The sequence below is a fragment of the Anabaena azotica FACHB-119 genome, assembly GCF_014697625.1.
Taxonomy (GTDB): Bacteria; Cyanobacteriota; Cyanobacteriia; order Cyanobacteriales; family Nostocaceae; genus Trichormus; species Trichormus azoticus_A.
Window position 1 is genome coordinate 62,367 of sequence record NZ_JACJSG010000006.1, and the last position, 24,732, is coordinate 87,098.

Consider the following 24,732-nt stretch of genomic DNA (forward strand, 5'->3'; position numbering starts at 1 on the left):
AGCGTAAATAAATATATGAATTTGTGTTGTTCAAAAAACTATATCTGCATATTCATCACTGACCAAATAGAAGTACATCTATCACAAGCATTAGATATATGTATGAACACATACATATAAAGAGATTAAATGTAAAAAATGAACAAAAATGTGCAATTTATGTAATGAATATAGAGAAATATTTCACATATTAAATTAAAATAAAGATTACTCAATGATCCTACATAATTAACCAAATATTGGTGTTATAACACCTAGAACTGACCGCAACTTTACTTAGAATCATCAACACACACAAACTATGAACTCTAACACTGAAAAACGTATAGCTTTAATTTCAGTTCACGGAGACCCAGCCATTGAAATTGGGAAAGAGGAAGCAGGAGGGCAAAATGTTTACGTGCGCGAAGTGGGCAAAGCATTAGCTCAATTGGGATGGCAAGTAGATATGTTTAGCCGCAGAGTGAGTCCTGAACAAGAGTTAGTTGTTCACCACAGCCCACTTTGTCGCACAATTAGGTTGACAGCTGGGCCAGAAGAGTTTGTACCCAGAGATAACGGTTTTAAATATTTACCAGATTTTGTCAAGCAACTGTTGCAATTCCAACAGGAAAACAACATAACATACCCAATAGTGCATACAAACTACTGGCTTTCTAGTTGGGTGGGGATGCAGTTAAAAGAAATCCAAGGAAGCAAACAAGTTCATACATACCACTCATTAGGAGCAGTTAAGTACAAAGCTGTCGATACTATTCCTTTAATTGCAACTAAACGTTTATCTGTAGAAAAACAGGTATTGGAAACAGCAGAAAGAATTGTTGCTACCAGTCCTCAAGAACAACAACATATGCGATCGCTAGTTTCCACAAAAGGTTACATTGATGTTGTACCTTGTGGTACAGATATTCAACGCTTCGGTTCCATCGCCAGACAAGCAGCTAGAGCCGAATTAGGTATTGACCAAGATGCAAAAGTTGTTTTATATGTAGGGCGTTTCGACCCCCGCAAGGGTATAGAAACTGTAGTGCGGGCTGTAAATGAGTCGGAATTACGCAACTCTGGCAAACTGAAACTAATTATTGGTGGTGGTAGTACCCCTGGTAATAGCGATGGTAGAGAGCGCGATCGCATTGAAGGTATTGTGCAAGAATTAGGCATGAGCGATATCGTGAGTTTCCCTGGTCGCCTCAACCAAGATATCCTCCCGTCCTACTACGCGGCGGCTGATGTTTGCGTTGTTCCTAGCCATTATGAACCATTTGGACTAGTGGCGATCGAATCAATGTCGAGTGGTACACCTGTAGTAGCCAGTGACGTTGGTGGACTTCAGTTTACAGTAATTTCCGAGAAAACAGGTTTATTAGCACCACCAAAAGATGTGGCTGCTTTCAAAACCGCAATTGACAGAATTTTGCTCAACCCAGAATGGCGAGATGAATTAGGACTAGCCGCTAGGAGACACACTACCGAGAAATTTAGCTGGGATGGAGTAGCAGTGCAACTGGATGGGATATACAATCAGTTGTTGACGCAACAAGTTAAAGAAGCAGCATTGATTAGTAAATAGAAGTTTGGGATTTTAATCTATCACTGAAATTAATAGGGAATGGGTAGTATTTCAACCTACGTAATTAGGTTAAACTGTTTATAATACCTGTTCCCTAAATTTTTTGTCTCTCGTTCGTCTAGCCTTACAAATTATTGTAATTATGCTTTCGGAGGAATATCAGATGACGAAGCATTATAAGTCAGGCGATCGCGTAATTGTAAAATCCCAAGATAAACGTGGTGAGGTAGTTAGTCCTAAAGATAATTTTTGGCAGCATGAATACATTGTCAAATTGGATGAAACAGGCACTGAGGAACCGATTTTAGAAAGGAATTTAGAAGCGGAAAACCTTAGTCAGTCTGAAATAGATAGTGAAATAAAAAAGCTAAAAAACCTGATTAAAGAAACTTCTGACAAAATTTCAGACAAAGTAGCCAAAGAATTACCTCAACATTTAGACCATCTTCAGAATGCTTTAAAGACTAAAGATAAACAAGAATCTGAAAATGAGTATACTTATATTGCCAAAGAAATGAAAAGAGTATTGGACAGTCAGTTATTGGCAGAAAATACTAGCTTGAAAAAATTACAGCATTGTTGGAGAAATTTTCCATAATAAAGCAGGCTACTGGCTTGGCAAGGCTAAAACAGTGCATTAGCGAAAATCTGCATCCGCATTTATCGGCGTTTATCCTTTTCATCGGCGGTTAATTTTCTTCAAATTAATTACCACATTTTAGCCTTGACAAGCTACTAATATAGTACTAAAGAACTGATAAAAATATTACTCCCATGTCTGAATTAGAATTGCTGACACCCGCAAGTTTCAATCATGCTTTGACGGTGCTGGCAAATCTTGATGGCGATTTAGCAAGGGTGTTAGAGACACTGGGACCGCCTCCGATGTGGAAACGAGAGGCTGGTTTTCCGACATTGGTACAGATAATTCTGGAACAACAGGTTTCCTTGGCGGCGGCTAAGGCGGTATTTAATCGTTTATGTGAGATTGTTAAACCTTTAACGCCAGAACATTTTTTAACACTTGATGATGGACAATTAAGATTAATTGGTTTTAGTCGGCAGAAAAGTTTATATTGTCTTGGACTGGCGGAGACAATTGTTAGGGGTGAGCTTGATTTAAGCAAGTTGGTAACAATGGATGATCATGCTATTAGAAGCCAGTTAAAGCGGATTAAAGGCATTGGTGATTGGACAGTAGATATCTACCTACTCATGGCTTTGCAACACCGTGATGCTTTTCCTAAAGGGGATTTAGGGTTGGTAATTGCGGCACAACAACTTAAAGGTTTAACAACAAGACCTACACCTGTACAATTGGAAGCGATCGCTCAAAATTGGCGACCCTGGAGAGCAGTAGCAGCCAGAATACTCTGGCACTACTATCTCAATAATCAAGGTAAAGCGGTTACAGTTTACCAGTAAACACCCGATCAGCCGGGCCTGTCATGTAAAGTTTCTGGTCTACTTCTGACCATTCAATTTCCAAGCAACCACCAGGTAATTCTACAGTAGCGGTGCGATCGCTTCTGTCAGTCAACACCGCCGCCACCAAAGCTGCACAAGCACCTGTTCCACAAGCTAAAGTAATCCCCGCGCCGCGTTCCCACACACGCATTTTCAAGTAATCACGACTTACTACTTGAATAAATTCGGTGTTTGTGCGTTGGGGGAAAGCTGGGTGATGCTCAAATTTAGGGCCGATGCTTTCTAAAGGAATTGCGGCTACATCTTCTACAAAAGTGATACAGTGAGGATTACCCATACTCACACAGGTAACTTCCCAAGTTTGCCCCTCTATTTCCAAAGGTTGGTTAATTACCTTCGCATCAGCAGCAGCCAGATTTGTGGGAATTTCCCCAGCCAGCAGTCGAGGTAAACCCATGTCCACCCTGATTTGCCCATCAGGGGTGAGTTGGGGCGTAATTACCCCCGCCAAAGTATGAATACGATAGGCATCCTTGGTGCGTGACATTCCTTCCAAATCAGCCAGAAATGCAGCTAAACAGCGAATCCCGTTACCACACATTTCCGGTTCCGAACCATCGGAGTTAAAAATCCGCATGGTGTAATCAGTATCCTTTTCTCCAGGTAAGGCAAAAATCACACCATCAGCCCCGATACCAAAGTGGCGATCGCACCACTGCACCGCCTGTTCTGGAGTGATTTTCGGCGTTTTAGCAGTGCGATTATCAATCAAAATAAAATCGTTACCCAGACCGTGATACTTAGTAAATTCGATTGCCATTTTTCCGATGATGAATTATCAATGATTCAGAGATTGGGTATTGGTAATTGGTAATTGGTAATTGGTGATTGGGAATAAATTCTGATCATTACCTATTACTCATTACCCATTACCCATTACCTAATCCCTCAATTATTCCATCATTATCAAAAATGGCTATAACTGAATTTGACACTTCTTTGCCTAGCATTCGGCAAGTACAGAACCTGATTAAACAAGCAGCAACCGTAGAGTTCAAACTGCTCACTGGCGACTTTATCACAGGCAGAATCCTATGGCAAGACCCAAACTCTGTGTGCGTTGTCGATGAAAACAGCCGCCAAATCACAATTTCCAAGCCTGCGATCGCCTATTTCTTAGCGAAGGGATAGGTATTGGGGACTGGGGAGTAGGGGAGCAGAGGAGCAGAGGAGCAGAGGAGCAGAGGAGTGGGGGAGAAAAAATTACACCTCTTTTCCCCTTTCCCCCTTCCCCCTTCCCCTTTCCCCCTTCCCCTTTCCCCCTCATCTTTTTTTGAATTTTGAATTTTGAATTGTTTATCCCCTCTCCTTCACTACCTCCGTCTCCTTGGACTTAACCAAGGGAATTGACAGGGGTATATCGCTGACAACAGCAAATAAAGGCTGTATTTGAGTTAGATTTGGCAGGCTACCGCATAGTAAAACTTGGTCTCCTGTGCGGAAGTCTGTATTCTGATTAGGGGAGCGAATAAATTTACCATCTCGCCGTATTGCTTGGACTTTGACACCGATTTGCGGTTGTATGGGTGAATCCTTGAGGGTTTTACCCAAAATGGGGGATTTAGCATCGACTGTTACCCACTGACAGGCGCTGTTTTTGCCTGGAACTGCGACCTTACCTTGGGCAAATTCCTCTAAGGCGGCGATTTCTTCGTTAGCACCAACAATCAATAAGCGATCGCCTGCTTCCAATTGTGTCTGATTACTGGGATAATCAATTTCCTCACCGTTGGCGCGGCGGATAGCCATCAAGCTTACGCCTGTTAAGTAGCGCATATCCGCTTCTTCTAAAGTCATGCCAATTAGGGGAGAATCTGCTGGTAAGGGATACCAACGGCGGTTTAAATCTTGCGTCGCTTGTTCTAAGTGGCGGGAAACCTCATCAGCGTTGCGTTCCGGGCGAAAATCTAAGTAATGGTCACTGCGGAGTTGCTGCATTTCCTGTTGTAATAAACCCGGTGTCCAACCCAAGTCTGTTAAGAAATGCGTAGCCATTTCGATACTAGCTTCAAACTCTGGTTGGACTACTTCCTTCGCTCCTAATTGATACAGCAATTCGATATTTTTATCCTGAGTAGCACGGACAACCAAATCTATTTCGGGACAGAGTTCCAAGGCGCGTTTCACACACAGACGGGTACTCATGGGGTCAGGAAGTGCGATCGCCATGCCTTTAGCATGATTCACCCCCGCCGTTTCCAATACATGGAAGCTGACGCAATTACCGTATACATAAGGTATTCCTGCATCTCGCACTTGTTGAATGCGGCTTTCTGATTGGTCGATGACAACTACGGATAAGTTGTGTTGTTGCAATAGCTTGACTAAATTCTGTCCTACTCGCCCATAACCGCAGACAACTACATGATCCTTAAATGGTAGGTCTTCTGATACATCTAATGCCTGACCTTCTCCGGCGATATAGGGTTTTAGCCAAGGTATAGACTCGGCGAGATTAAATAATGATGGTACTAACCGTAACACAAAGGGGGTAAGCATCAATGTGACGGCTGTAGTGCCTAAAGTTAGTAAATATATCCGTCGAGAAACTAACCCTAAAGCTTGTCCTTCACTGGCTAAGACAAAGGAGAACTCCCCAATTTGCGCCAGTCCCAACCCCGCGATTAAGGCGGTTTTCAACGGATAGCGGAATAGTTTAACTAAGGGCGTGATAATCAGGAACTTACCCAAGAAAACTACCCCTACCAACCCTAGAATTAATTCGATGTTCTGCAACAGAAACACCGGGTCAATTAACATCCCGATCGCGGCAAAGAATAAGCTAGCAAAAATATCCCGCAAAGGTTCTACATAGCTTAGGGTTTGGTCGGCGTATTCTACCTCAGATATCATCAACCCGGCGACAAACGCCCCCATTTCAATCGACAGTCCTAAAGATTCCGTCAACAAAGCAATACCCAAACACAGCGCCACCACACCCAATAAGAATAGCTCTCGGCTTTCTGTACGGGCTAGCAGCCGCAACAAGGGGGGTATGAGCCAAATTCCCGCCACCACAGCCCCAGCCGCAAATAAGCCAATTTTCAGCAAAGCTGCGAGGACAGCCACAACAATCACTTCCCCTGGTTCGTGGAGTGCGGGTAAGACAGCCAGCATTAAACCCAGCGCCAAGTCCTGCACTACCAGAATCCCCAACATCACTTGTCCGTGGGGGGTTTCGGTTTCGTTGCGTTCCATCAAGCATTTGAGGACAACGGCTGTGGAGGAGAGGGAGAGAATTGACCCCAAAAACACACCTTTGGCGGGTAAGGTTCCCCAAGCGCCAGTCAACCCACAGACCACTACAGTAATGAGGATTGTCAAGGCTATTTGCAGTCCACCGCCACCGAGTGCGATCGCCTTGACCTTTTTTAACTCAGCAAAGGAAAACTCCACACCCAAGGCGAATAACAAGAAGGCGACCCCGAACTGCGCCAGAGTCTCAACTTGAACCACCTCTTTAATCAGTCCCAGTCCAGCCGGGCCGACTACCATTCCGCCGATGAGATAGCCCAGCAGCACAGGTTGTTTCAGCAACGCCGCCAACAACCCGCCACCCGCAGCAACGGCGAAAACTAACACTAAATCAACAATTAATCTAAAATCTTCTTGCACCAGATTTATCTAAGAACTATTAAGACGTATTAACTTTAGAATACAAATTTTTAACTATCTGGGGGAGGGTGTCTGTGCAAGAATAACGAAATTACAGGGAACCAAGGAGTGCTGATTGCTGTTAGCAGGGCGTTGAGTTGTCAACTGTGATCTCGAAACAGTTATCAGTTATCAGTTATCAGTTATCAGTTATCAGTTATCAGTTATCAGTTACAGCAGTCTCGCTATTCGTGAAATACTGTAGAGACGTTACATGTAACGTCTCTACATGGTTTTGGGTTTTACGCTTGTACCTCATTTACCCAAAATATGCTGTATCAGTCAGCCAGGGCGTATGGTGGGGGATAAATAAGCGCCTCCCTACGCCTTCCACCAATTGGTGTGGTGTTTCGCCTTCGTATTTAACTGATAACTGTTTACTGTTCACTGTTCACTGTTAAACAGTAATTTTTGTACCATCAAACTTGGTAAAGGTGAAACCGCCGAACCGTTCGTTAAACCCTAGTCTCTCATCTCGAAGAATACTGATAGCAATTTGTTCCCCCAAAACTAAGCCTGCTGCACCATCTGAACGCCAATGGATACCACCATTACCACGACCAATATAATAATTAGCTGCCAACTTGTTCAACTCACCACCCACTGTCAAAGGTGAGCCACTGTAGGGTATCAGTTTGGTTGGGTCGTTGGGGTCAGGTTCTACAGGATTAGGAAGGATAAATGTCTCATCAAAAAATGCCTTCAACAATGTAGCTTGTACACCAGCAATAGAGGCTGCACCACCTGTGTAAGAAGAATGAAATGGTGCGCCTTCAGGGTAAGCATGGGGTAATAAATAAGTCCCGAAAGTACTGAAGGTGCGAGCTAAAGCTGTAGAATTTAACACCTGGTTATTAATGGGATAGTTAGTTTTATTGACGAGGTTATTGTAAATTAACCCTCCATAAGCTTCTGGACGTAAACGACGATGTACATAAAACTTTTGCCAGTAAGAGGCTCTAATTGCCCGTGAGGGAGCCAAGTTGAGTAAAGCTTGAAAATGAGCTGGTGCAAATGTAGCAGCAGAACCTACTTGAGTTTTGGAATTGAGATAGGGATTTCCGGGATTTAAGGGGGCGTTAGTACTACTGAGAATCAAGGAAGCGCCAAAGAACAAAGCCCCACCAATACGTGCTAGTTCACCTAAATCACGAACCGTATAGACAAAACGACGTGTCGGGTCAAATGTAATAGACCTACCAGAACTACGCCCGTTTTGGACAGTTAACCATTCATCATAATTAATGAGAAAAGTATTATCCTTGGTTGCCAGTGCAGTCCGAATCAACGGAGAAATAAACTGAGTATTGTAAGGAATTTCCCTCAACAGAAATTGGGAAATATAGGGGCCATCTAGAACACCCGGAGGAGTAACATATCGTCCTGTTCTACCTGAGCGATCGCGTTGATCAACATAAAGGGCGTTACCACGGAATAAAGTTTGCGGGGTGACAGAACCATTTTCTTTTGGCCCTGAGAATCCGGGAAGGCTGTTTAGTTCGGCGATCGCGGCTGCAACATTCGCATCGCGATCAAAGTTCTGAAAAGGTACATCCCTTAATAAAGCTTGCCAATATAGTTCGACTGCTTCGGCAGCTTGTTCTACACTATCAAGAGTTGGTGGTGACGGCACTGATATCTGCGTTGCATTGACTCCTTCTAAGCTAACTGCTAACGGCCCTTGAGGGTTAACTAACTTCCTTGTACCACCTAAAATAATATTTTCAAAGTCTTCTGGGTTTTGAGTGGTTAAAGCTTTAATCAAAGAATCGTAAGCTTTTAAATCAACTTCCCCTCTTTGATCGTGCGGTAAACCTCTGGTATCAGTGGCAATTTTGTTTGGATAGCGTTCCTCGTCACCATTGGTAGGATGCGGGGGAATCTCAATCTGCTGATTATTTTGCGCTGCTTGGACGCGGACTTGAAATGCTTTTTGACGAAAGCTTACATAGTTAAACTGTCTACCGAAATTTCTTGGTAGTTTAAAAAATTCTTGAGCTTGTACAATATCTTCGTTTTTAGAAAAGACATTTGAGCTAATTAGTCCAGTCACAATGCTAGTAGCACTGAACAAACTAGCATGGGCGAGAAAGGAGCGCCGACTAACATCTTTGAATAAGAAAAGTTTGCTACGCCTCTTGCGAGTTTCCTGATGCTGCTCTTGTTGATTTTCTTGGGGGGGTTGATGAGAATTATGATTGGGTTGCATAAAGTATTTCTTAATAGCAAGGGTTAAAACTTTGAGGTTACACTACAAAAGGGTTATCTGTTTGTAGCTAATCCATGCACCGTAAACAAAGCCCTAGTCAGCAAAGGAAGCTTTCTCTTAATATTGCTAATCAAAATAAATAGCTGCAAATAATCACATAAGCAGAGGCTGACAGCTTATGTGATTATTTAGATGTTACCCATCTATACTTACATCTGTTTGCTTAGACAGGTTAACTGAAAATTTGCACTCTATAAATTGTGGAAATAGCTTTAGGTAAAACCTTGAGTAATCCTTTCAAGCCTTTATAGATAATGGTGTATGTAGTTATGATTCAGAGGTAACATATCTTTATTTTGCATAAAACTCCGTTAACTCGATTGATTTACCGTATTTAAGACTAAAATAAAATTTTGCATAAAAATACTAAAAAAGCAAGACCTTCTTTCAAAGAAGTTATTGAGTTGATAGCCGCCTGTTCAGATTTCTCTATCAACTCACTTTGAGAGGACTAGCTTTGATATCCTCACCACCGTAAAATAGCGTTCTTATACTCCTTATAAGGGACTTCCAGAAATTAAATTATTCCATGAGTGAAAGCGTAGAACATCATGGAATTCTTCCTCCCCATCTCCCCCTGCTTCCCCTAGCGATGGGATATTTATTTACTTGGAAGTCCCTAAACACAGGACTTACGCAACTGGCACTTGGGGTGCGTCAGATGTGGAAAATCCTTGAATGTCTACAAAATTACTACAGTTAGTTTGATTATGACACTTGCGTAAGTCCCACTGTATAAGTTTCTGCGGCTTACGTAGAGATTAAAGCCTGTATTCATAATGCAATTATCATATTACGTGGCTTTGTACAAAAATATACTTATTTACGTAGTATAACGTATACTGAGCAAAGTTATGTAATTTTGCTACTTTATTTTTGGTAAATTTATTGCAAAATAGGGTTCTTAAGGGTTACAAGGAGTAGCAAATTAAATTACTCACGTGAAAATTTAAGAAAACAATATTTATCATTTTGAAATCGGAGTGTTTCATGACAAGCTTCAGAAGCAGAACGAAAAATTCAGATAGACAACCTTGGGAAAAAGACAAATTTCAGGATGAATCAACTGATTTACGACTAGATCAGAAACTGGTGAATGATTCAGCATTGACTACTAAGATAGAAAAAGCTGCGCCAATACAAACATTAGTGTTGGTGGATAATTCTTCCGTGAGTTTTAAACAGGCGACTCTGACTGAGTATGTCATAGGGCATTTAACAAAATCAGAAATCAAATCTGTAGAGCAGACTGTCAGCAATGCTGCAAACTCTGTGATTGCTTCAACCAACTTACACAATACAGGTTGTAGCTGTTCAGCCTGTGCGCTACCTCCAGCCAATCCAAATCGAGTCCAGAATCAACAGCAGACATCAACTGCATCAACAACTGCATTAACAACCATACCAGCTAGTTTAGATTTATCTCAAACATTTTTTCTCAGCAGTTTACCTGGAGCTAATCATACAATTTACTTAGATTTTAACGGGCATACCACCTCTGGGACTGCGTGGAATACAAACTTTACGGGTGGGGCTAATATTGTTACTTCTGCTTTTGACTTTGATGGGAATACAAGCTCTTTTAGCTCGGCTGAACTGGAAAGAATTCAGTATATTTGGCAGCGAGTGGCTGAGGATTTTAGACCGTTTAATGTTAATGTGACGACTCAGGCTCCAACAGATATTAATAATCTGATTAAGAGTGGAACTAGTGATACTCGTTGGGGTGTGCGTGTTGTTATCGGTGGTAATTCCAATTGGTTAGGTTCATCTGCTGGAGGAATTGCTTATCTTAATTCCTTCAATTGGAATAGTGATACTCCCACCTTCGTCTTTAGTGACAATCTGGGTGATGGGGAAAAATCTACAGCTGAAGCTATTTCTCATGAAGTCGGTCATACTCTGGGACTAAGACATGATGGACGAATTAGCCCATCTGAGGAATACTACCAAGGGGCTGGTAGTGGGGAGACTGGCTGGGCTTCAATTATGGGAGTAGGCTATTACCAGAATCTCACCCAGTGGAGTAAAGGACAGTATACTTCTGCTAACAATACTGAAGATGATTTACAAATTATTACTACTAGAAATGGTTTCAGCTACCGAGCTGATGATGCTGGGAATGCGATCGCCACAGCCAAGGCATTGACCAATTCTACTACGGCTATAACTGGTAGTGGCATCATTGAGCGCAATACAGATATTGATTACTATAGTTTTGTCGCAGGTGCTGGTTCAATTACCATCACGGTAAATCCTTTCACACGCGGCCCCAATTTAGATATTTGGGCAGGGTTATATAACTCTGCTGGTACATTACTTACATCTTCTAACCCCGTAGATTTACTGTCTGCAAGTATCACCACGACGGTTACTGCTGGTGCAACTTATTATTTAGCTATTGATGGCGTTGGCAAGGGTGATCCTCTCTCTACCGGCTATACAGATTATGGTAGTTTAGGGCAATACTATATTCAAATCGTTACTAATGATGTCCTCTATGGTAGTGCTACTAATACTACCCTCGCGGGTGGTTTAGGCGATGATACTTACGTTGTAGATAGCACTGCCTACACTATTATTGAAAATGCAGGCGAAGGCAACGATACCATCCGATCTAGTGTCACCTTCAGTCTAGCTGCCCTACCAAACGTCGAAAACCTCACCCTCAAAGGCACAGCCGCAATTAATGGTACTGGCAATGCTAGTAATAATGTGATCACTGGCAATAGTGGTAATAACATTCTCAATGGTGGTGCGGGTGTTGATACCTTAATTGGTGGTTTAGGTAACGATACTTACATTGTTGACAGCACTACTGATATAATTACTGAAAATGCCGGACAAGGCACAGATACAGTTGAATCCTCTGTTACCTTCAGTCTAGCTGCCCTAGCGAATGTGGAAAACCTCACCCTCACAGGCACAGCCGCAATTAATGGTACTGGTAATGCTGCTAATAATGTCATCACTGGCAACAGTGGTAACAATAACCTCAATGGTGGTGCTGGTAACGATAGATTAACTGGAGGAACTGGAAAAGATACTTTAACTGGAGGACTGGGTGCAGATAGGTTTGATTACCGCAACTTAGCAGATTCCCTGTTGAGCAACTTTGATGTAATTACTGATTTAAATGCTAATACTGGTAATGATTTATTCCTAGTTTCCACAGCTAGAGCCGGCTTTTCTAATGCGGGATCTGTCACCAGTCTTGATGCAACCGGAATTGCAGCTAGATTAACCACTACTAATTTTGCTGCTAACTTTGCGGCTCAATTTACTTTTGGTACTCGTACCTTTGTCGCTATTAATAATGCTACCGCCGGGTTTAGTGCAACTACTGACTCTATTATTGAGGTGACGGGTTTGACTGGCACTCTGGGAATAAATAACTTTACAACTGCTTTGGTGTAATTTCTGATTTGATTTCAGAAAGGTACTGTAGAGACGTTGCATGCAACGTCTCTACATGATCTATGGGGATAAAATTAACCACCGATAAACGCCGATGGTTAAGAGTTAGATTTTTCGCTAATGCACAAGTTGAGCCTTGCCAAGCCAGTAGTGGCGTGGCAAGACTAAAATGTGGGCGTTGCTGAATTGGAATATGAAATGTCAAAATGACCTTGATTTTTCTTTGTAATTTAGCGCCTTTGCGCCTTCTCTATGAGACGCTGCGCGAATGCGTGAGACAAATTCATATCTTGATTCAGCAACGCCAAAATGTGGCAATAGATTTATAAAAAATTGAACGCAGATGTTGGCGCAGCCTTTGCTACGCAACGCTACCGCGAACCCGTAGGGTACGCAGATGAACGCAGATGATTAAGATTTAGGTTTTTCGCTAATGCACAGGTTTAGCCTTGCCAAGCCAGTAGGATAAGCATGATCTTAACTGTCCCCAATCCCCAGTCCCTTACAAAGAGGCGATCGCATCCTCTAGCCAAACAATTGAGATAAATATTATACTAGATGTAGAGCATACATCTGGGTACGGTAAGCATAACATCAGGGTTTCGGCTGAGAGGCAATAACTCACAGGGGAAAAATAATGCTAAAAACAAGTTATGAATTTGAGCAACCGATACTACCTGCTGGATTTTCATTACAAGCTAATATTCTACTGCGTTTTCGCGCTGATATACCCGAATCTCCCCGACGCAACCTGAATCTTTCTTTAGTAATTGACCGTTCCGGTTCTATGGCTGGCGCATCTCTGCACCATGCGCTGAAGGCGGCGGAATCTGTGGTGGATCAACTTGAGCCACAAGATATTCTCTCGGTGGTGGTTTATGATGATGCGGTGGATACTGTGGTTTCTCCCCAGCCTGTGACCGATAAATCTGCATTGAAAAAGTCTATCGGGAAAGTGCGGGCGGGGGGTATTACTAATTTATCTGGGGGATGGCTGAAAGGTTGCGAATATGTGAAAAAACAGCTTGACCCGCAGAAAATCAACCGGGTGCTGTTATTGACAGATGGTCACGCGAATATGGGTATTGTAGACCCGAAGATACTCACTGCAACTTCAGCACAAAAGGCTGAGGAAGGAATCACTACAACTACTTTAGGTTTCGCCCAAGGTTTCAATGAAGATTTGCTCATCGGTATGGCTAGGGCGGCTAGTGGTAATTTCTACTTCATCCAAAGCATCGATGAAGCGGCGCAAGTGTTTGGGATTGAATTAAATAGTCTGAGAACTGTGGTAGGTCAAAATCTGCAAGTAACATTAGAGTTGGCTGATGGTGTGCAGGTTGATACTTTAAGCTTGGCTAAGGTGAGTAAAAATCAGGCTGGTCAACCTGTCATTACTCTGGGGGAACTTTACGAGGGCGAGGATAAGTTGCTGGGGTTGAGTCTGCTGATACCCACGACTCAAGTAGGGGAATTACCTGTGCTGAAGTTGCATTATAGTGCAGATGTGGTACAGAATGATATTATTGGGAGCATTTCTGGGACAACAGATGTTATTGCTCAAGTTGGGACGGTGGAAGAATCAGCACAGGCTGCTTCTAGTCATATTATCCTTGACCTCAGCCGCCTGAAAATTGCTAAAGCCAAGGAAACAGCCTTGGAATTAGCGGAAGCTGGTCAGCATCAACAAGGGGAGAAGATTCTGCGTGATTTGGTGCAATCTCTGCGCGATCGCGGTTTGAATGAGAATTTTGAAATTGCTGAGGAGATAGATCAGCTAGAATATTTCGCAGGGCGAATTGCCCAAAAAGCTTTAGGTAATGCTGTACGCAAGGAACTGCGCGACCAAAGTTTCCAAACCATGACACGCAACCGCAGCGACTTGGCTGGGCGGGGTGTGACGGCTGGCGATGAAGTATATGCTATGCCGGTTGTGAATGAAGTCGGTTCTGGTGTGGAATTAACCTGTGTGCGTGAAGGCGGTAAGCTGCGGGTGAAGGTGGTAGCCAATGGCTACGATGCTGATAAGAATGTGCAGTTCCCCCGTGCTATCCGGGCTGAGGGTGCAAGGTATGTTGTGGAAGGGGTGGAACTGTCAAATGACGGCAGTTTCTACCGTGTAGTTGGCAAAATCAGCCGTTTTGCTAAACCGGGCGAAGCTGATATTTTCGCCGCACCCAGACAGTCGCGGTCTGTTAGCACGGGGAAAGCGGCTAAAGCCCCAGCCACAGCCGCCGACCTTGTGACGACTGACAGGGTAGATAATGGGGTGCTGGTGCAATGTGTGAAAGATGGTAGCAAGTTACGGGCTAGGGTAGTTTCTGACGGCTACGAACCCGATTGGAATATGCGTTTCCCCCGTTCTATTCGTGAGGAGGGTATGCTTTATGTGGTGGAGGAAATCAAGACCGCGCCTGATGGTAAGTCTTATATTGCTTGTGGTGATATTAAGCGATTTGTGCAGGCGAATGTTAGTTGACAGTTGACAGTTGACAAAGTGCAATTTTCAATTTTGGGTGTTGCTGAATTCAGGAATGATTCTTGTGGGGTAGGCATCTTGCCTGCCCTATAGATATATGGGACGGGCAAGATGCCCATCCCACAAAACTATGCAAATCATCCTGGGTTTCTGCAATTTCTGAAAAGCTGCTAGATGTGCCTCAGTAGTTTTTGTCCCCTTGCGGGGAATGGGTGGTGTTTAACCAGGATTATTATCTCAACTCTACTCGGAGCTAAACGAGTTTCCGTCCCCTTGCGGGGAATGGGTGGTTTTGAACTCTAGAATTTGGGCAGACATGGGGAGACAAACCAAATATGTTTCCGTCCCCTTGTGGGGAATAAGTGGTGTTTAACAGAGACGCGACCTGACTGTTACAAAAAGCCCCGTGAGTTTGTTATTGAGTTTCCGTCCCCTTGCGGGGAATGAGTAGTGTAACGGTATCAGTCAGTATGCAGACGCAGTTATTTCACTTGAACGGTTTCCATACCCTTGCGGGGAATAGGTGGTGTTTAACATGGTGTAAAGCAAATGGCTTCACTTGTTTTGATATTCGTCAGGTTACGTCCCCTTGCGGGGAATAGATGGTGTTTAACAAGTTTCCTAAAAATATGCTTTTTGCCCGTGCTGTAAGGTTTCCGTCCCCTTGCGGGGGATAGGTGGTGTTTAACTTCTGTGATATTTTATGTCACGGTGGAATATAAACGCATAAAGTTTCCATCCCCTTGCGGGGAATTGATGGTGTTTAACCCAGAGATAGAAGAATGTTATTTCTGCCCAGACTTTGAAGCGCTTCCGTCCCCTTGCGGGGAATGGGTGGTGTTTAACCAATTGGAGAACTGCAATTTAATATAGAATATTTAAAGTTTCCGTCCCCTTGCGGGGAATGGGGGTGTTTAACGTTCTTGACTTCGGCGCAAAAGAAGGTATCAACGAAGTTCCCGTAGTATTTCCGTCCCCTTGCGGGGAATGGGTGGTGTTTAACTGGTTGGGGTGAAGAAACCGTTATCATGCTTGTAAATGAGTTTCCGTCCCCTTGGGGGGAATAGGTAGTATTTAACCTTAAACACTACGCTGAATTTGCTGCTAAATGTGTTGCGTTGCCGTCCCCTTGCGGGGAATGGGTGGTGTTTAACGGCAGTAAGGTGCCTCACATGAACCTATATGTCCAACTGTTTCCGTCCCCTTGCGGGGAATGGGTGGTATTTAACCCTACCCTTGGGAAACTATTAATATATTTGGTTTTCAAGGTTCAGTTGCGCCGAGCTACGAAAAAGACAATGTAACTTAAACGCACAGTGGGGTAAATTCAAAAGTTTTTCTTTTAAAATTTGCCTTTAGATATAAACTAACCGAAAAAATTTGAGCAGTCAAGGTAAAAATTCCCACTTATCTTTTATTGACAGGGGACAGGTGACAGCCAAGGGAAGCGGCTTAATATAAGGGTTTTATGATTTACCTATGTCCTAACCTATGTGGCTACTGCTGTAAATTCTGATGTCTGGTTTTGTAGCAAAGATTTTGACCCCTCTCCAAACCTCTCCCCCACGGGGGGAGAGGATTTGAAATACATTTGTGTTTCTTATGATTGTAGTGAATAAACCTGCTCCCCTACAAAGATTGGGGGAGAAATCAAAGCCTCTCTCCTCGTAGGAGAGAGGTTTGGAGAGAGGTCTTCCAGATACCGTGGAAAGTCAGGTTCTATATTACCGGAAATTGGAAAACCCTATTTCCATGTGGGTGTAAAATGAAATCGTTCTCATCAATCAAAGAGAGTGATGATTATGTCTGTATCTATGGCGGGGAAGTTGGTACTTTACCGTAGCTGGGTAGTGGCTGTAACTAATGCGGCGGTGACTTGGGTGATTTTGATGTTTGCGCCTTTGGGTTTATTTGCGATGATTCTCTGTACAGGGGCGGTGTTTTTCGCTAGTTTAGTTGTGGGTGAGATTTGCGATAGGCTCACACTCTATCATAGGCGATCGCACTTTATTCCGACTACTACGCCAACAACAGCGCGATGTGATGGAAGCTAGGCGGGAAGGAGATAATTTCGATTTGGGTTTAGGAAGTTATCGAGATTTACCCAGTCCAGTAGAGGGGGAAGAACGCAGATAGATATATTGTGTCTGTACTTAGGTAAATGAGAACTTCATGAAAATTTGCCATAACAGATGGCAATAGGGAAATTAATTGTTAATAATATCTAAGTTAGTTGAATAATAGCGACTTCATCAATAGATATTTTTACGGTTTAAATATTTGTTCATACAAGTTTAGATGATTGTGAACTAAGATAATTTTTGTCAGTTTGATTTCCGCCGTCAAGAATTTGGATACAGGATAAAAATTCTTCCAGTTGAGTGCATACCAAGTAAGATTGCCAATTATATGACAGACTCTCTAAACAACATCACTACAGCCATTTGCTGGTGTTTAGCCTGGGGTGACACAAGGGAACCAAAATTTGCAGAATTTAACTTAACTCCCCAGCAAATGCTAACGGCTTTACAGACAGAGGAAGGTTTACCGCAGGAAATACAAGATTTAGTTAAACAGGTGCAGGAGTTACAAGAGGAAGAGTTTCCTGATACTTTAGAGAAACTAAAAAATCTCCCAAATAAATATCCTCAATATTGGAATGCGGAAATTGGCTTAGTTTATGGTGGTGCGACTAAGATTAAACAATATGTGTTTGAAGCGGCAAAATTACCAGATATTCGTGGCGCTTCCGCATTGCTTGATAGAATTAATTTAGTTGATTTACCCGCCTTCTTTCATGGCGAAACCTCTAATGAATATCCTCAGTGTCAAGAAGCTAAAGAATATTGTGAAAAAGAAGTCAGAGAAAAATGGTTAGATAAATCAGACAATTTTCCGGGGTTATCACAAGCACTCATCCCCGAATTAATCATTTATTCTACAGGTGGGAATATTTTAGCTTTTTGTCCGGCTGCTTTTATTGATGATTTAGCTAATGCAGTGGAAAAACGCTATACTGAGGAAACTTTAACGGCTAACTCTTGTGCAGTTGGGGAAAAGTTTAAGCTGCTAGAAATTAAGTGTGGTTTGCTTAATGCTAATATAGCAGAAACATTTTGGCTAGAAAATTATCATAAAGAGTATCATAATACCTTTGTTGAGGCAATTTTTGGAAAAATAAATGATTTATCAACAATTCAATATACATTTATACAACATAAAAGTTTTAACGAATTAACTACAAAATTAGCAATTCGTTTCAATCAGAGACGTAGTGGTAATGAAAGTAAAAATCGTCCTAGTCGGCGCTATCCACCAATGTTTGAAACTCATCCTTATTTAAAAAGAGATGACAGTGAAAAACGTTCTGCTATCACTCAGATAAATCAATTACCAGGAAAACCTAATTTCTCTGAAACTTTAGCACGTAAACGCAGAATGGGAGATAGAGCGAAGACAGGGATTTCAGACACACCAAAGTGGTATTTAGATATCGGTTTAGAATGGGAACCCAGAATAAATGAAAGTTGGATTGATAAGTTTGAGCGTTTTTTAATTAACAATACAGAACAGTCTCAGAGATATTATGGAAATATAAACACCCAAGAAAAAGAAATTAAAATTTCTCAATCTTTAACCCATTTAGGTAAAGTAAGTAATGGTTATATTGCTTACATATATGCAGATGGTAATAATATGGGTGGATTTATTCAAAACATCCGCACTCCCAAAGAGTATCAAGAATTTAGCCAAGATGTGGATAATGCCACAAAATATGCAGTTTACCAAGCTTTAGCATACAATTTGCATCCTCGTGAAATCAGGGGTATAAGTGAACCAGAATCAAAAATTCAAAATGGTGATTTAATTCATCCATTTGAAATTATTACCATCGGTGGGGATGATATTTTATTAATAGTACCAGCAGATAAGGCTTTACAAATCGCTCAGATGATTGGTGAGCAGTTTGAAAAAATACTTTTGCGAAAAGTTCAAATATCAGATGTACAAATAAAGGGCAAATATGAGGTAAAAGCAAAAAAAGCTGATCTCAATAAATTCCATCGTTTTTGTACAGAAGTTTCAGAATATGACCAATGTCAACTTAGTATATCTAGCGGTGTATTAATCACTTCTTACAATACACCAGTTTATTATGCGGAAAAGTTGACTAATCAGTTAATGAAGTCTGCTAAAAAATATGCCAAATCTCTGAAATATCAGGATGAAAATAAGGAAGAATTTACTTATTATGGCGGGACAGTAGATTTTTTCACAATGAAATCAGTTACCATGATTTCATCAGATATCGAAGAATTTCGCGAAAAAGCATTAACAATTGATAAATATAAGTTATATGCTGCACCTTACACACTCCCTGAATTAGATAAATTTTTGAAGTCGATTCAGGCATTGAAAGCAGCAGATTTTCCAAAATCACAACTTTATCAAGTTCGCAGTGGCTTAAAGGAAAATAGGCAAACTGCTAGTTCAAATTACTATTATTTTCGTCACCGATTGAAGAAAGGACAATCAGCACTTCAATCTGATTTTGAGAATATCTGGTGTTTAGCAAAAACTAATGGAGGTCAAATCGCACCTTGGATGTACGACTTCGAGGAGAAAAGGTATGAAACGATTTGGCGAGAAATGGTAGATTTATTTGATTTAATTGTATTTTCAGACAAAGAATCTCCGAAACCATTACATAAGGAGATTTCACCATGATCAGACTTAGCGAATTATCTAATGCTAACATAGTTAAAAGTTACACAATTACAGCAGTTATTGATTCAGCATTGTGTGTAGGTGCAGGAGGTTCTTCTGGTTCGTTGGCAGATAAACCAATTGTCCGCAACTCAGAAGGTAACTTACTAATTCCTGGTTCACAAGTTAAAGGTCGTGTCCGTCATGAATGCGAAAAGTTATTGAGAGGTTTAGGATGGGAAATTTCTGAATCACCCAATGCAGGAAGAATGGTTATTCGTAGAGATAATGCACCTGCTAAATTTATTCGAGATGAATATATAATACCTGGGTATGAAGATACATACCATTGTTTAATTAGCCAAGTTTTTGGTGATCCAGTTTTGCCTTCACGGGTAATTTTTGATGACTTAGTTTGTGTAGAAGACCTGGAAGATTGGGAAGAAATTTTGCGTCCAGGTGTTACTATTAATCGCCGTCGTCGCGTTGCAGAAGAGAGAAAACTATACTTTCTAGAAACTTCACCTGCAAATGCACAACTCCATTTTCAAGGAGAAATACATATTCAATCAAGTTTGACACCAGAAAGACCAGATTATGCAAAGGTATTAATTTTGGTAGGTTTGCGACAAATTTATGCGTTAGGTGGCAGTAAATCGGCTGGTTTAGGTTGGCTGCATTGGCAATTAGATGAATTACAGCATGATTTAAGAAATACTGATGTTGCTGAAGTTTGGCAGTTTTTAGCAAAAGGAGAGATGAAGTGAAGCGGATTGAATTAGAAATTAAAGCCTTATCCCCTTTAGCCATTTCTCGACAAAAACCAGGTGGTTCCGTCAGTGAATGTGAAGATTATATACCTGGTAGTGTAATTCGCGGAGCGATCGCCAGTGAAATTTTGAAACAATCTGGTCAACAGTTTGCCGATTTAAGTAAAGACGGTGGTGATTTTCAGGCTTTATTCTTAAGTGATGAACCTGCTATTTTTCAAAATGCTTATCCTGCCAATGTAAAAGCTGAAAAAGGTAGGATTTTTCCCCAAAATAGGGTAAAGGAAATCAAACTCTTACCTGTTACTGCCTTAAGTTCCAAATCTAGCCCAGGCTTTTGTAGAAAGAGGAATGGAAAATGTTTACCACAATCTAATGGGGTTTTTGATAGTTTGATAGATAGGTTTTGTGCTGATAATTATGGTTTATATTATGAGCCTACTTGCCCAGAAGATGGAGGAAGAGTTGAACCTTATAGCGGTTTTTATAGTAGAATAGATGGGAAGTATTATAATTCTTCAGTTAAAAAACGTCTTTTAACCAGAGTTGGCATCAATCGTAGAAGAGCAACATCTGAAGAAGAAATATTATACAGTATTGAAGTTATTAATGAATCTGCTAATAATAAATCTTCATTTTTAAGGTCATATATTTTATTACCAAATGATTTATTTGATTTACCAGAAAAATTACAATCATTTATCAATAATAATTCTCAAAACTTCCGCTTCGGTGGTTCTACTTCACGAGGTTTAGGAAAAGTAGAAATTAATGCTAAATTAGTGGAAAATGAAAAAAATATTCAAGATAAAATAGCATTATTTAATGCTAAGTTTTGGGAGCGTTGGCACAAATGGTCTGTTTTTGGTAATTCCCTAATTGAATTACCTAAATGTACTTATTTTACCTTAAACTTACAATCAGATGCAATTTTAACTGATAAATGGCAACGGACTATTGTGATATCTGAACCCATGTTAAATAAATATGCAGGTCTTGAAGATAATTCATTAAAACTTGAAGCTGCTTATAGTAGTTATGATTATCGTTCCGGTTGGAATGCGGCATGGGGATTAATGAAGGATGTGGAATTAATAACAAATAAAGGTGCAGTTTATTTATTTAGCACTACAAAACCAGATATTTGGTATGACGCTTTAGCTGATTTAGAGTTAAAAGGGATAGGAGAACGTACTTTTGAAGGTTTCGGACAAGTAGAAGTTTGTAATGATTTTCATCTTGTATTTAGAGAGGAAGCTGCATGACTAATTTTTCAGAACAACAAAAGCAATTGAAAATCCAAAAAGGTATCCGCCAAGCTGAAGATAAATTAGTCGAAGCGATTCATACTGCATTAAACAATACAAGTTCTTACGGTCAATTAGAAGAATCGCAATTTCGTAATTTAGTTCGTGTTGCAGATACAACTGAAAGTGTAGAGGTAATTAAAAACTTTTTACTATATCAAGTAGGAAAAGACAAAAAATGGGGAAGAGGCGAAAATTCTCTTGCTCTCACAATTATTAAGGATATGGAGGACAAAATTAAAAATATAGCTAGAGAAATTAAGAGGGAATCCGATGCTGATGAATTAAATCCTATTTGGATAGAATTAATTCGCCGTTATTTAGGTTACGGCGCTCGCTATCTGGTTTATAAAAATAAAGGTGAAGTTTAAATTTATAAGGAATTAGTTATGCCAAGACTTGTGGTTTCTACTGTAGGAACAAGTTTATTAACAAATCAGATTGATGTATATACTGATCCTGAAGAGTATTTTATCCACATACAAGAATCAGCAAATAACACAGAGGAAGAAATAGATGCTCAGGTTAAAGAAACTATTTTAGAATTGAAATCTAGAGCAGAAAATAAACTTTATACGTCTAATAAAACTACAGAAATTAGACAAGCTAGTGCTGAACTCAATGGGATTTATGGCTTATATGATAGAAATATTGAGCAGGGAAAATTAGACATACACTGGCTCATTGCTACAGATACATATCAAGGTAAAATCACAGCAGAGATTGTTCAAGAATTTTTAGTAAATAAAGGAATTAAAACTCACATACAAACACCCAACACACTTTCCATAGTTAATACTGAAAAATTTTCATACGGTATTGATGCGTTTCTAGAATGGTGGGATGCAATATTTTTAGCATATAAAGATAGTCATCACATTTATTTCAACCTTGCAGGTGGTTTTAAAGCACTACAAGGTTATGCCAACACCATTGGAATGCTTTATGGTGCTGAGATTATCTATATATTTGAAGGTAATTTAGACTTTATTACAATACCTAAGTTACCCATCGAAATAGATTACTCCGTAATTAAGCCTACACAGTTTGCTCTTATGGCTTCATCTGTAGATATTTGGATTAAATTATCAGACCTAGAAAATGTACCAGATAGCTTGATATTTAAAGCAGGAGATGAAGCAAAGCTCAACAACTGGGGGAATTTACTTTGGAATAGATGCAAAAGAAAATTTTTCACTGGTGATATTCCAATAGTTTTTCCTCGGTTATTTTATGATAAGTCTTTCCTCAAAGATTATACAAGAAATATTGTTAATGAACAAAACAAGGTTGAGTTACATGATGTATTAGCTGATATTTCAGCTTCTATGATTAAGTTTAATGGAAATACTACTCGTTTTGACTCCAGACTACATTTTACTAGATATGAAGGTGGGCAGAAATGTGAAGGAGGAATAAGAAAAAACCAAATTGATCATTTTTATATTAAAAACACTGGCTGGCGTGTAAGCTGCATTGTTAAAGATGGCAATTTATATCTACGTCACTATGGAGAGCATGATTATGTCAATGACAACCCATAATTATCTGATGTTTGACAAGTTCCAAAATCGTCTAGAAATCACAGGTAAACTTACAACAATTACAGCCTTAAGAATTGGTGTAGGTGGTTTTAGTGATGTAAAAAGTTCAGATTTATCTGTAATTAAAGATGCTTTTAATAATCCAATAATACCAGGGTCTAGCTTTAAGGGTGCAATGCGATCGCGCTTAGAAAGTTTCCTCCGAGGTATCAATCCCAGTTTAGCTGAAGACCCTGCTAACTTCACCAGTTCAGCCATGAATAATTATGTCAAAGGTTTAAAGGAAAAACATAAAGATGATGATTTAGAACTAACCCAAAAACTTGTCAAAATTACAGATTTAACCTCTTTGCTATTTGGTTCACCCTGGATAGCGAGTAAATTTCAAGTCCGGGATTTAACAATAGTACCTGATACTTGGTTTGGACAATATCAAGAAAGAGACGGCGTAGCTATCGACAGAGATACCGAAACCGCCGCAGAAGGGAAACTCTACGACTTCCAAGTAGTTCCGGCTGGGACAAGGTTTGAGTTTAAGGCGGTGGTTGAGAATGCAGAAGACTATGAACTGGGACTGTTGATGGTGGGGTTACATCAGTTTGAGACGGAACAGATACCACTCGGCGGGGGGCGATCGCGCGGCTTGGGTGTAGTTAAACTAGAAATTGAGAAAATGCGCTGGTTTAATGTAGAAAACGACCCCAATAAATTACTAACTTACCTAAAAGAGTTGGTTAATAGCGAAACAGGCGATAATATCCCCAGCTATCAGGATGTTAATAATGAATTAAAAAAAGAATGGACTGATGCACTCATCAAGAAATTAGGAGAAAATATAGCTAATAGTCCTACCACTGAAGCAACACAAAATTCTTGAGGATGTCGATATGGCTTTCAGTAATTATAAAACCATCAGTGAAGTGCTTAAAGCATTTCAAGTTACCTATACTGAAGCAAATTTTATAGTTGAAGTTCCGTTTGAGATTTCTCATTACTTCCGAGAAGATTTAGAACTGATGATGCGGGATGCTGTTGTTGATAACTCAGAGGTTGCTATCTGTCAAAATCTGATTTATCCGCTTATCAAAGAAGTTTGGAAAACCTACCGTCAACCTTTTATTATCTGGAGTCATCCATCATTAAACCATGATGGAAACTTATCAATATTTCCTGGGTATATCTTAGCTAAACGTTCATCATTAGGGAAAGTCGTTTTTGACAAGCCATACTTTATTTTAGTTGAAGCCAAGCAAGATAATTTTGAAGCAGGTTGGGCGCAATGTTTAGCCGAAATGATTGCGGCTCAAAGACTTAATGGAGAATATCAAATCGTCATTTTTGGCATAGTTTCCAATGGCGCTACATGGCAATTTGGTAAATTAGAAGGGGAAGTATTTACTAGAAATATAACTCCTTACACTATCTACGAATTAGATAAATTAATCTCTGTTGTTAACTTCATCTTTCAACAGTGTGAAATACAGTTAGCTAACTTAGTAGCAGCTTGATATGAAATAATATCCTTCA

The 24,732-nt window shown here is 40.5% G+C and carries 19 protein-coding genes; 14 read left to right on the forward strand and 5 right to left on the reverse strand.

The window, feature by feature from the left end:
- Positions 1–301: 301 nt before the first annotated feature.
- From H6G83_RS05725 to H6G83_RS05735, 3 genes are all read left to right on the forward strand, one after another.
- Positions 302–1,570: a glycosyltransferase family 4 protein gene (locus H6G83_RS05725; protein ID WP_190468306.1), complete on the forward strand. Its 1,269-nt coding sequence runs from the start codon at positions 302–304 to the stop codon at positions 1,568–1,570.
- A gap of 163 nt (positions 1,571–1,733) precedes the next feature.
- On the forward strand, positions 1,734–2,168 hold the full coding sequence (locus tag H6G83_RS05730) for a hypothetical protein (RefSeq protein ID WP_190468309.1): 435 nt from the start codon (positions 1,734–1,736) through the stop codon (positions 2,166–2,168).
- A gap of 176 nt (positions 2,169–2,344) precedes the next feature.
- Entirely contained in the window at positions 2,345–2,995 is a 651-nt protein-coding gene (locus H6G83_RS05735; protein WP_190468312.1) for a DNA-3-methyladenine glycosylase family protein, read from the forward strand.
- On the opposite strand, the gene dapF is transcribed toward H6G83_RS05735, so the two are convergent.
- Positions 2,979–3,818, reverse strand: coding sequence for a diaminopimelate epimerase (gene dapF, locus H6G83_RS05740; protein WP_190468314.1), 840 nt, complete (start codon positions 3,816–3,818; stop codon positions 2,979–2,981). The genes H6G83_RS05735 and dapF overlap by 17 nt on opposite strands.
- Before the next feature lie 152 nt (positions 3,819–3,970).
- Here dapF and H6G83_RS05745 point away from each other — a divergent pair, with 152 nt between their 5' ends.
- On the forward strand, positions 3,971–4,189 hold the full coding sequence (locus H6G83_RS05745) for an Hfq-related RNA-binding protein (protein WP_190468317.1): 219 nt from the start codon (positions 3,971–3,973) through the stop codon (positions 4,187–4,189).
- Positions 4,190–4,354: 165 nt separating this feature from the next.
- On the opposite strand, the gene H6G83_RS05750 is transcribed toward H6G83_RS05745, so the two are convergent.
- From H6G83_RS05750 to H6G83_RS05755, 3 genes are all read right to left on the reverse strand, one after another.
- Complete coding sequence (locus tag H6G83_RS05750) at positions 4,355–6,673, reverse strand: cation:proton antiporter domain-containing protein (RefSeq protein WP_190468320.1); 2,319 nt, start codon at positions 6,671–6,673, stop codon at positions 4,355–4,357.
- A 298-nt stretch (positions 6,674–6,971) separates the two neighbouring features.
- A complete protein-coding gene (locus H6G83_RS35805; protein WP_277876283.1) occupies positions 6,972–7,100 on the reverse strand; it encodes a hypothetical protein in 129 nt (42 codons plus the stop codon).
- A 9-nt stretch (positions 7,101–7,109) separates the two neighbouring features.
- Positions 7,110–8,921 (reverse strand): vanadium-dependent haloperoxidase, encoded by a 1,812-nt coding sequence (locus H6G83_RS05755; RefSeq protein ID WP_190468323.1) that lies wholly within the window; start codon positions 8,919–8,921, stop codon positions 7,110–7,112.
- Between the two features lie 1,050 nt (positions 8,922–9,971).
- On the opposite strand from H6G83_RS05755, the gene H6G83_RS05760 reads away from it, so the two are divergent.
- The gene (locus tag H6G83_RS05760) at positions 9,972–12,398 is read left to right on the forward strand and encodes a bluetail domain-containing putative surface protein (RefSeq protein ID WP_190468326.1); all 2,427 of its coding nucleotides are present in this window, start codon (positions 9,972–9,974) and stop codon (positions 12,396–12,398) included.
- On the opposite strand, the gene H6G83_RS05765 is transcribed toward H6G83_RS05760, so the two are convergent.
- Positions 12,379–12,603 (reverse strand): hypothetical protein, encoded by a 225-nt coding sequence (locus tag H6G83_RS05765; protein WP_190468328.1) that lies wholly within the window; start codon positions 12,601–12,603, stop codon positions 12,379–12,381. The genes H6G83_RS05760 and H6G83_RS05765 overlap by 20 nt on opposite strands.
- Before the next feature lie 432 nt (positions 12,604–13,035).
- On the opposite strand from H6G83_RS05765, the gene H6G83_RS05770 reads away from it, so the two are divergent.
- From H6G83_RS05770 to H6G83_RS05810, 9 genes are all read left to right on the forward strand, one after another.
- Positions 13,036–14,877, forward strand: a complete 1,842-nt coding sequence (locus H6G83_RS05770; RefSeq protein ID WP_190468330.1) for a vWA domain-containing protein — start codon at positions 13,036–13,038, stop codon at positions 14,875–14,877.
- Positions 14,878–16,679: 1,802 nt separating this feature from the next.
- On the forward strand, positions 16,680–16,931 hold the full coding sequence (csx18, locus tag H6G83_RS05775; protein WP_190468333.1) for a CRISPR-associated protein Csx18: 252 nt from the start codon (positions 16,680–16,682) through the stop codon (positions 16,929–16,931).
- 355 nt (positions 16,932–17,286) lie between these two features.
- Positions 17,287–19,605 (forward strand): type III-B CRISPR-associated protein Cas10/Cmr2, encoded by a 2,319-nt coding sequence (gene cas10 / locus H6G83_RS05780; RefSeq protein WP_190468336.1) that lies wholly within the window; start codon positions 17,287–17,289, stop codon positions 19,603–19,605.
- Complete coding sequence (locus H6G83_RS05785) at positions 19,602–20,351, forward strand: RAMP superfamily CRISPR-associated protein (protein WP_190468339.1); 750 nt, start codon at positions 19,602–19,604, stop codon at positions 20,349–20,351. Before cas10 ends, H6G83_RS05785 begins: the two co-directional genes overlap by 4 nt.
- Positions 20,348–21,619, forward strand: coding sequence for a type III-D CRISPR-associated RAMP protein Csx10 (csx10, locus tag H6G83_RS05790; protein WP_190468342.1), 1,272 nt, complete (start codon positions 20,348–20,350; stop codon positions 21,617–21,619). The genes H6G83_RS05785 and csx10 overlap by 4 nt, the downstream gene beginning before the upstream one ends.
- Positions 21,616–22,032, forward strand: coding sequence for a hypothetical protein (locus H6G83_RS05795; RefSeq protein WP_190468345.1), 417 nt, complete (start codon positions 21,616–21,618; stop codon positions 22,030–22,032). The genes csx10 and H6G83_RS05795 overlap by 4 nt, the downstream gene beginning before the upstream one ends.
- 18 nt (positions 22,033–22,050) lie before the next feature.
- A complete protein-coding gene (locus H6G83_RS05800) occupies positions 22,051–23,205 on the forward strand; it encodes a putative CRISPR-associated protein (protein ID WP_190468348.1) in 1,155 nt (384 codons plus the stop codon).
- A 7-nt stretch (positions 23,206–23,212) separates the two neighbouring features.
- A complete protein-coding gene (gene csx7 / locus H6G83_RS05805) occupies positions 23,213–24,082 on the forward strand; it encodes a type III CRISPR-associated RAMP protein Csx7 (protein WP_190468629.1) in 870 nt (289 codons plus the stop codon).
- A gap of 10 nt (positions 24,083–24,092) precedes the next feature.
- A complete protein-coding gene (locus H6G83_RS05810; RefSeq protein WP_190468351.1) occupies positions 24,093–24,713 on the forward strand; it encodes a hypothetical protein in 621 nt (206 codons plus the stop codon).
- Positions 24,714–24,732 lie beyond the last annotated feature (19 nt).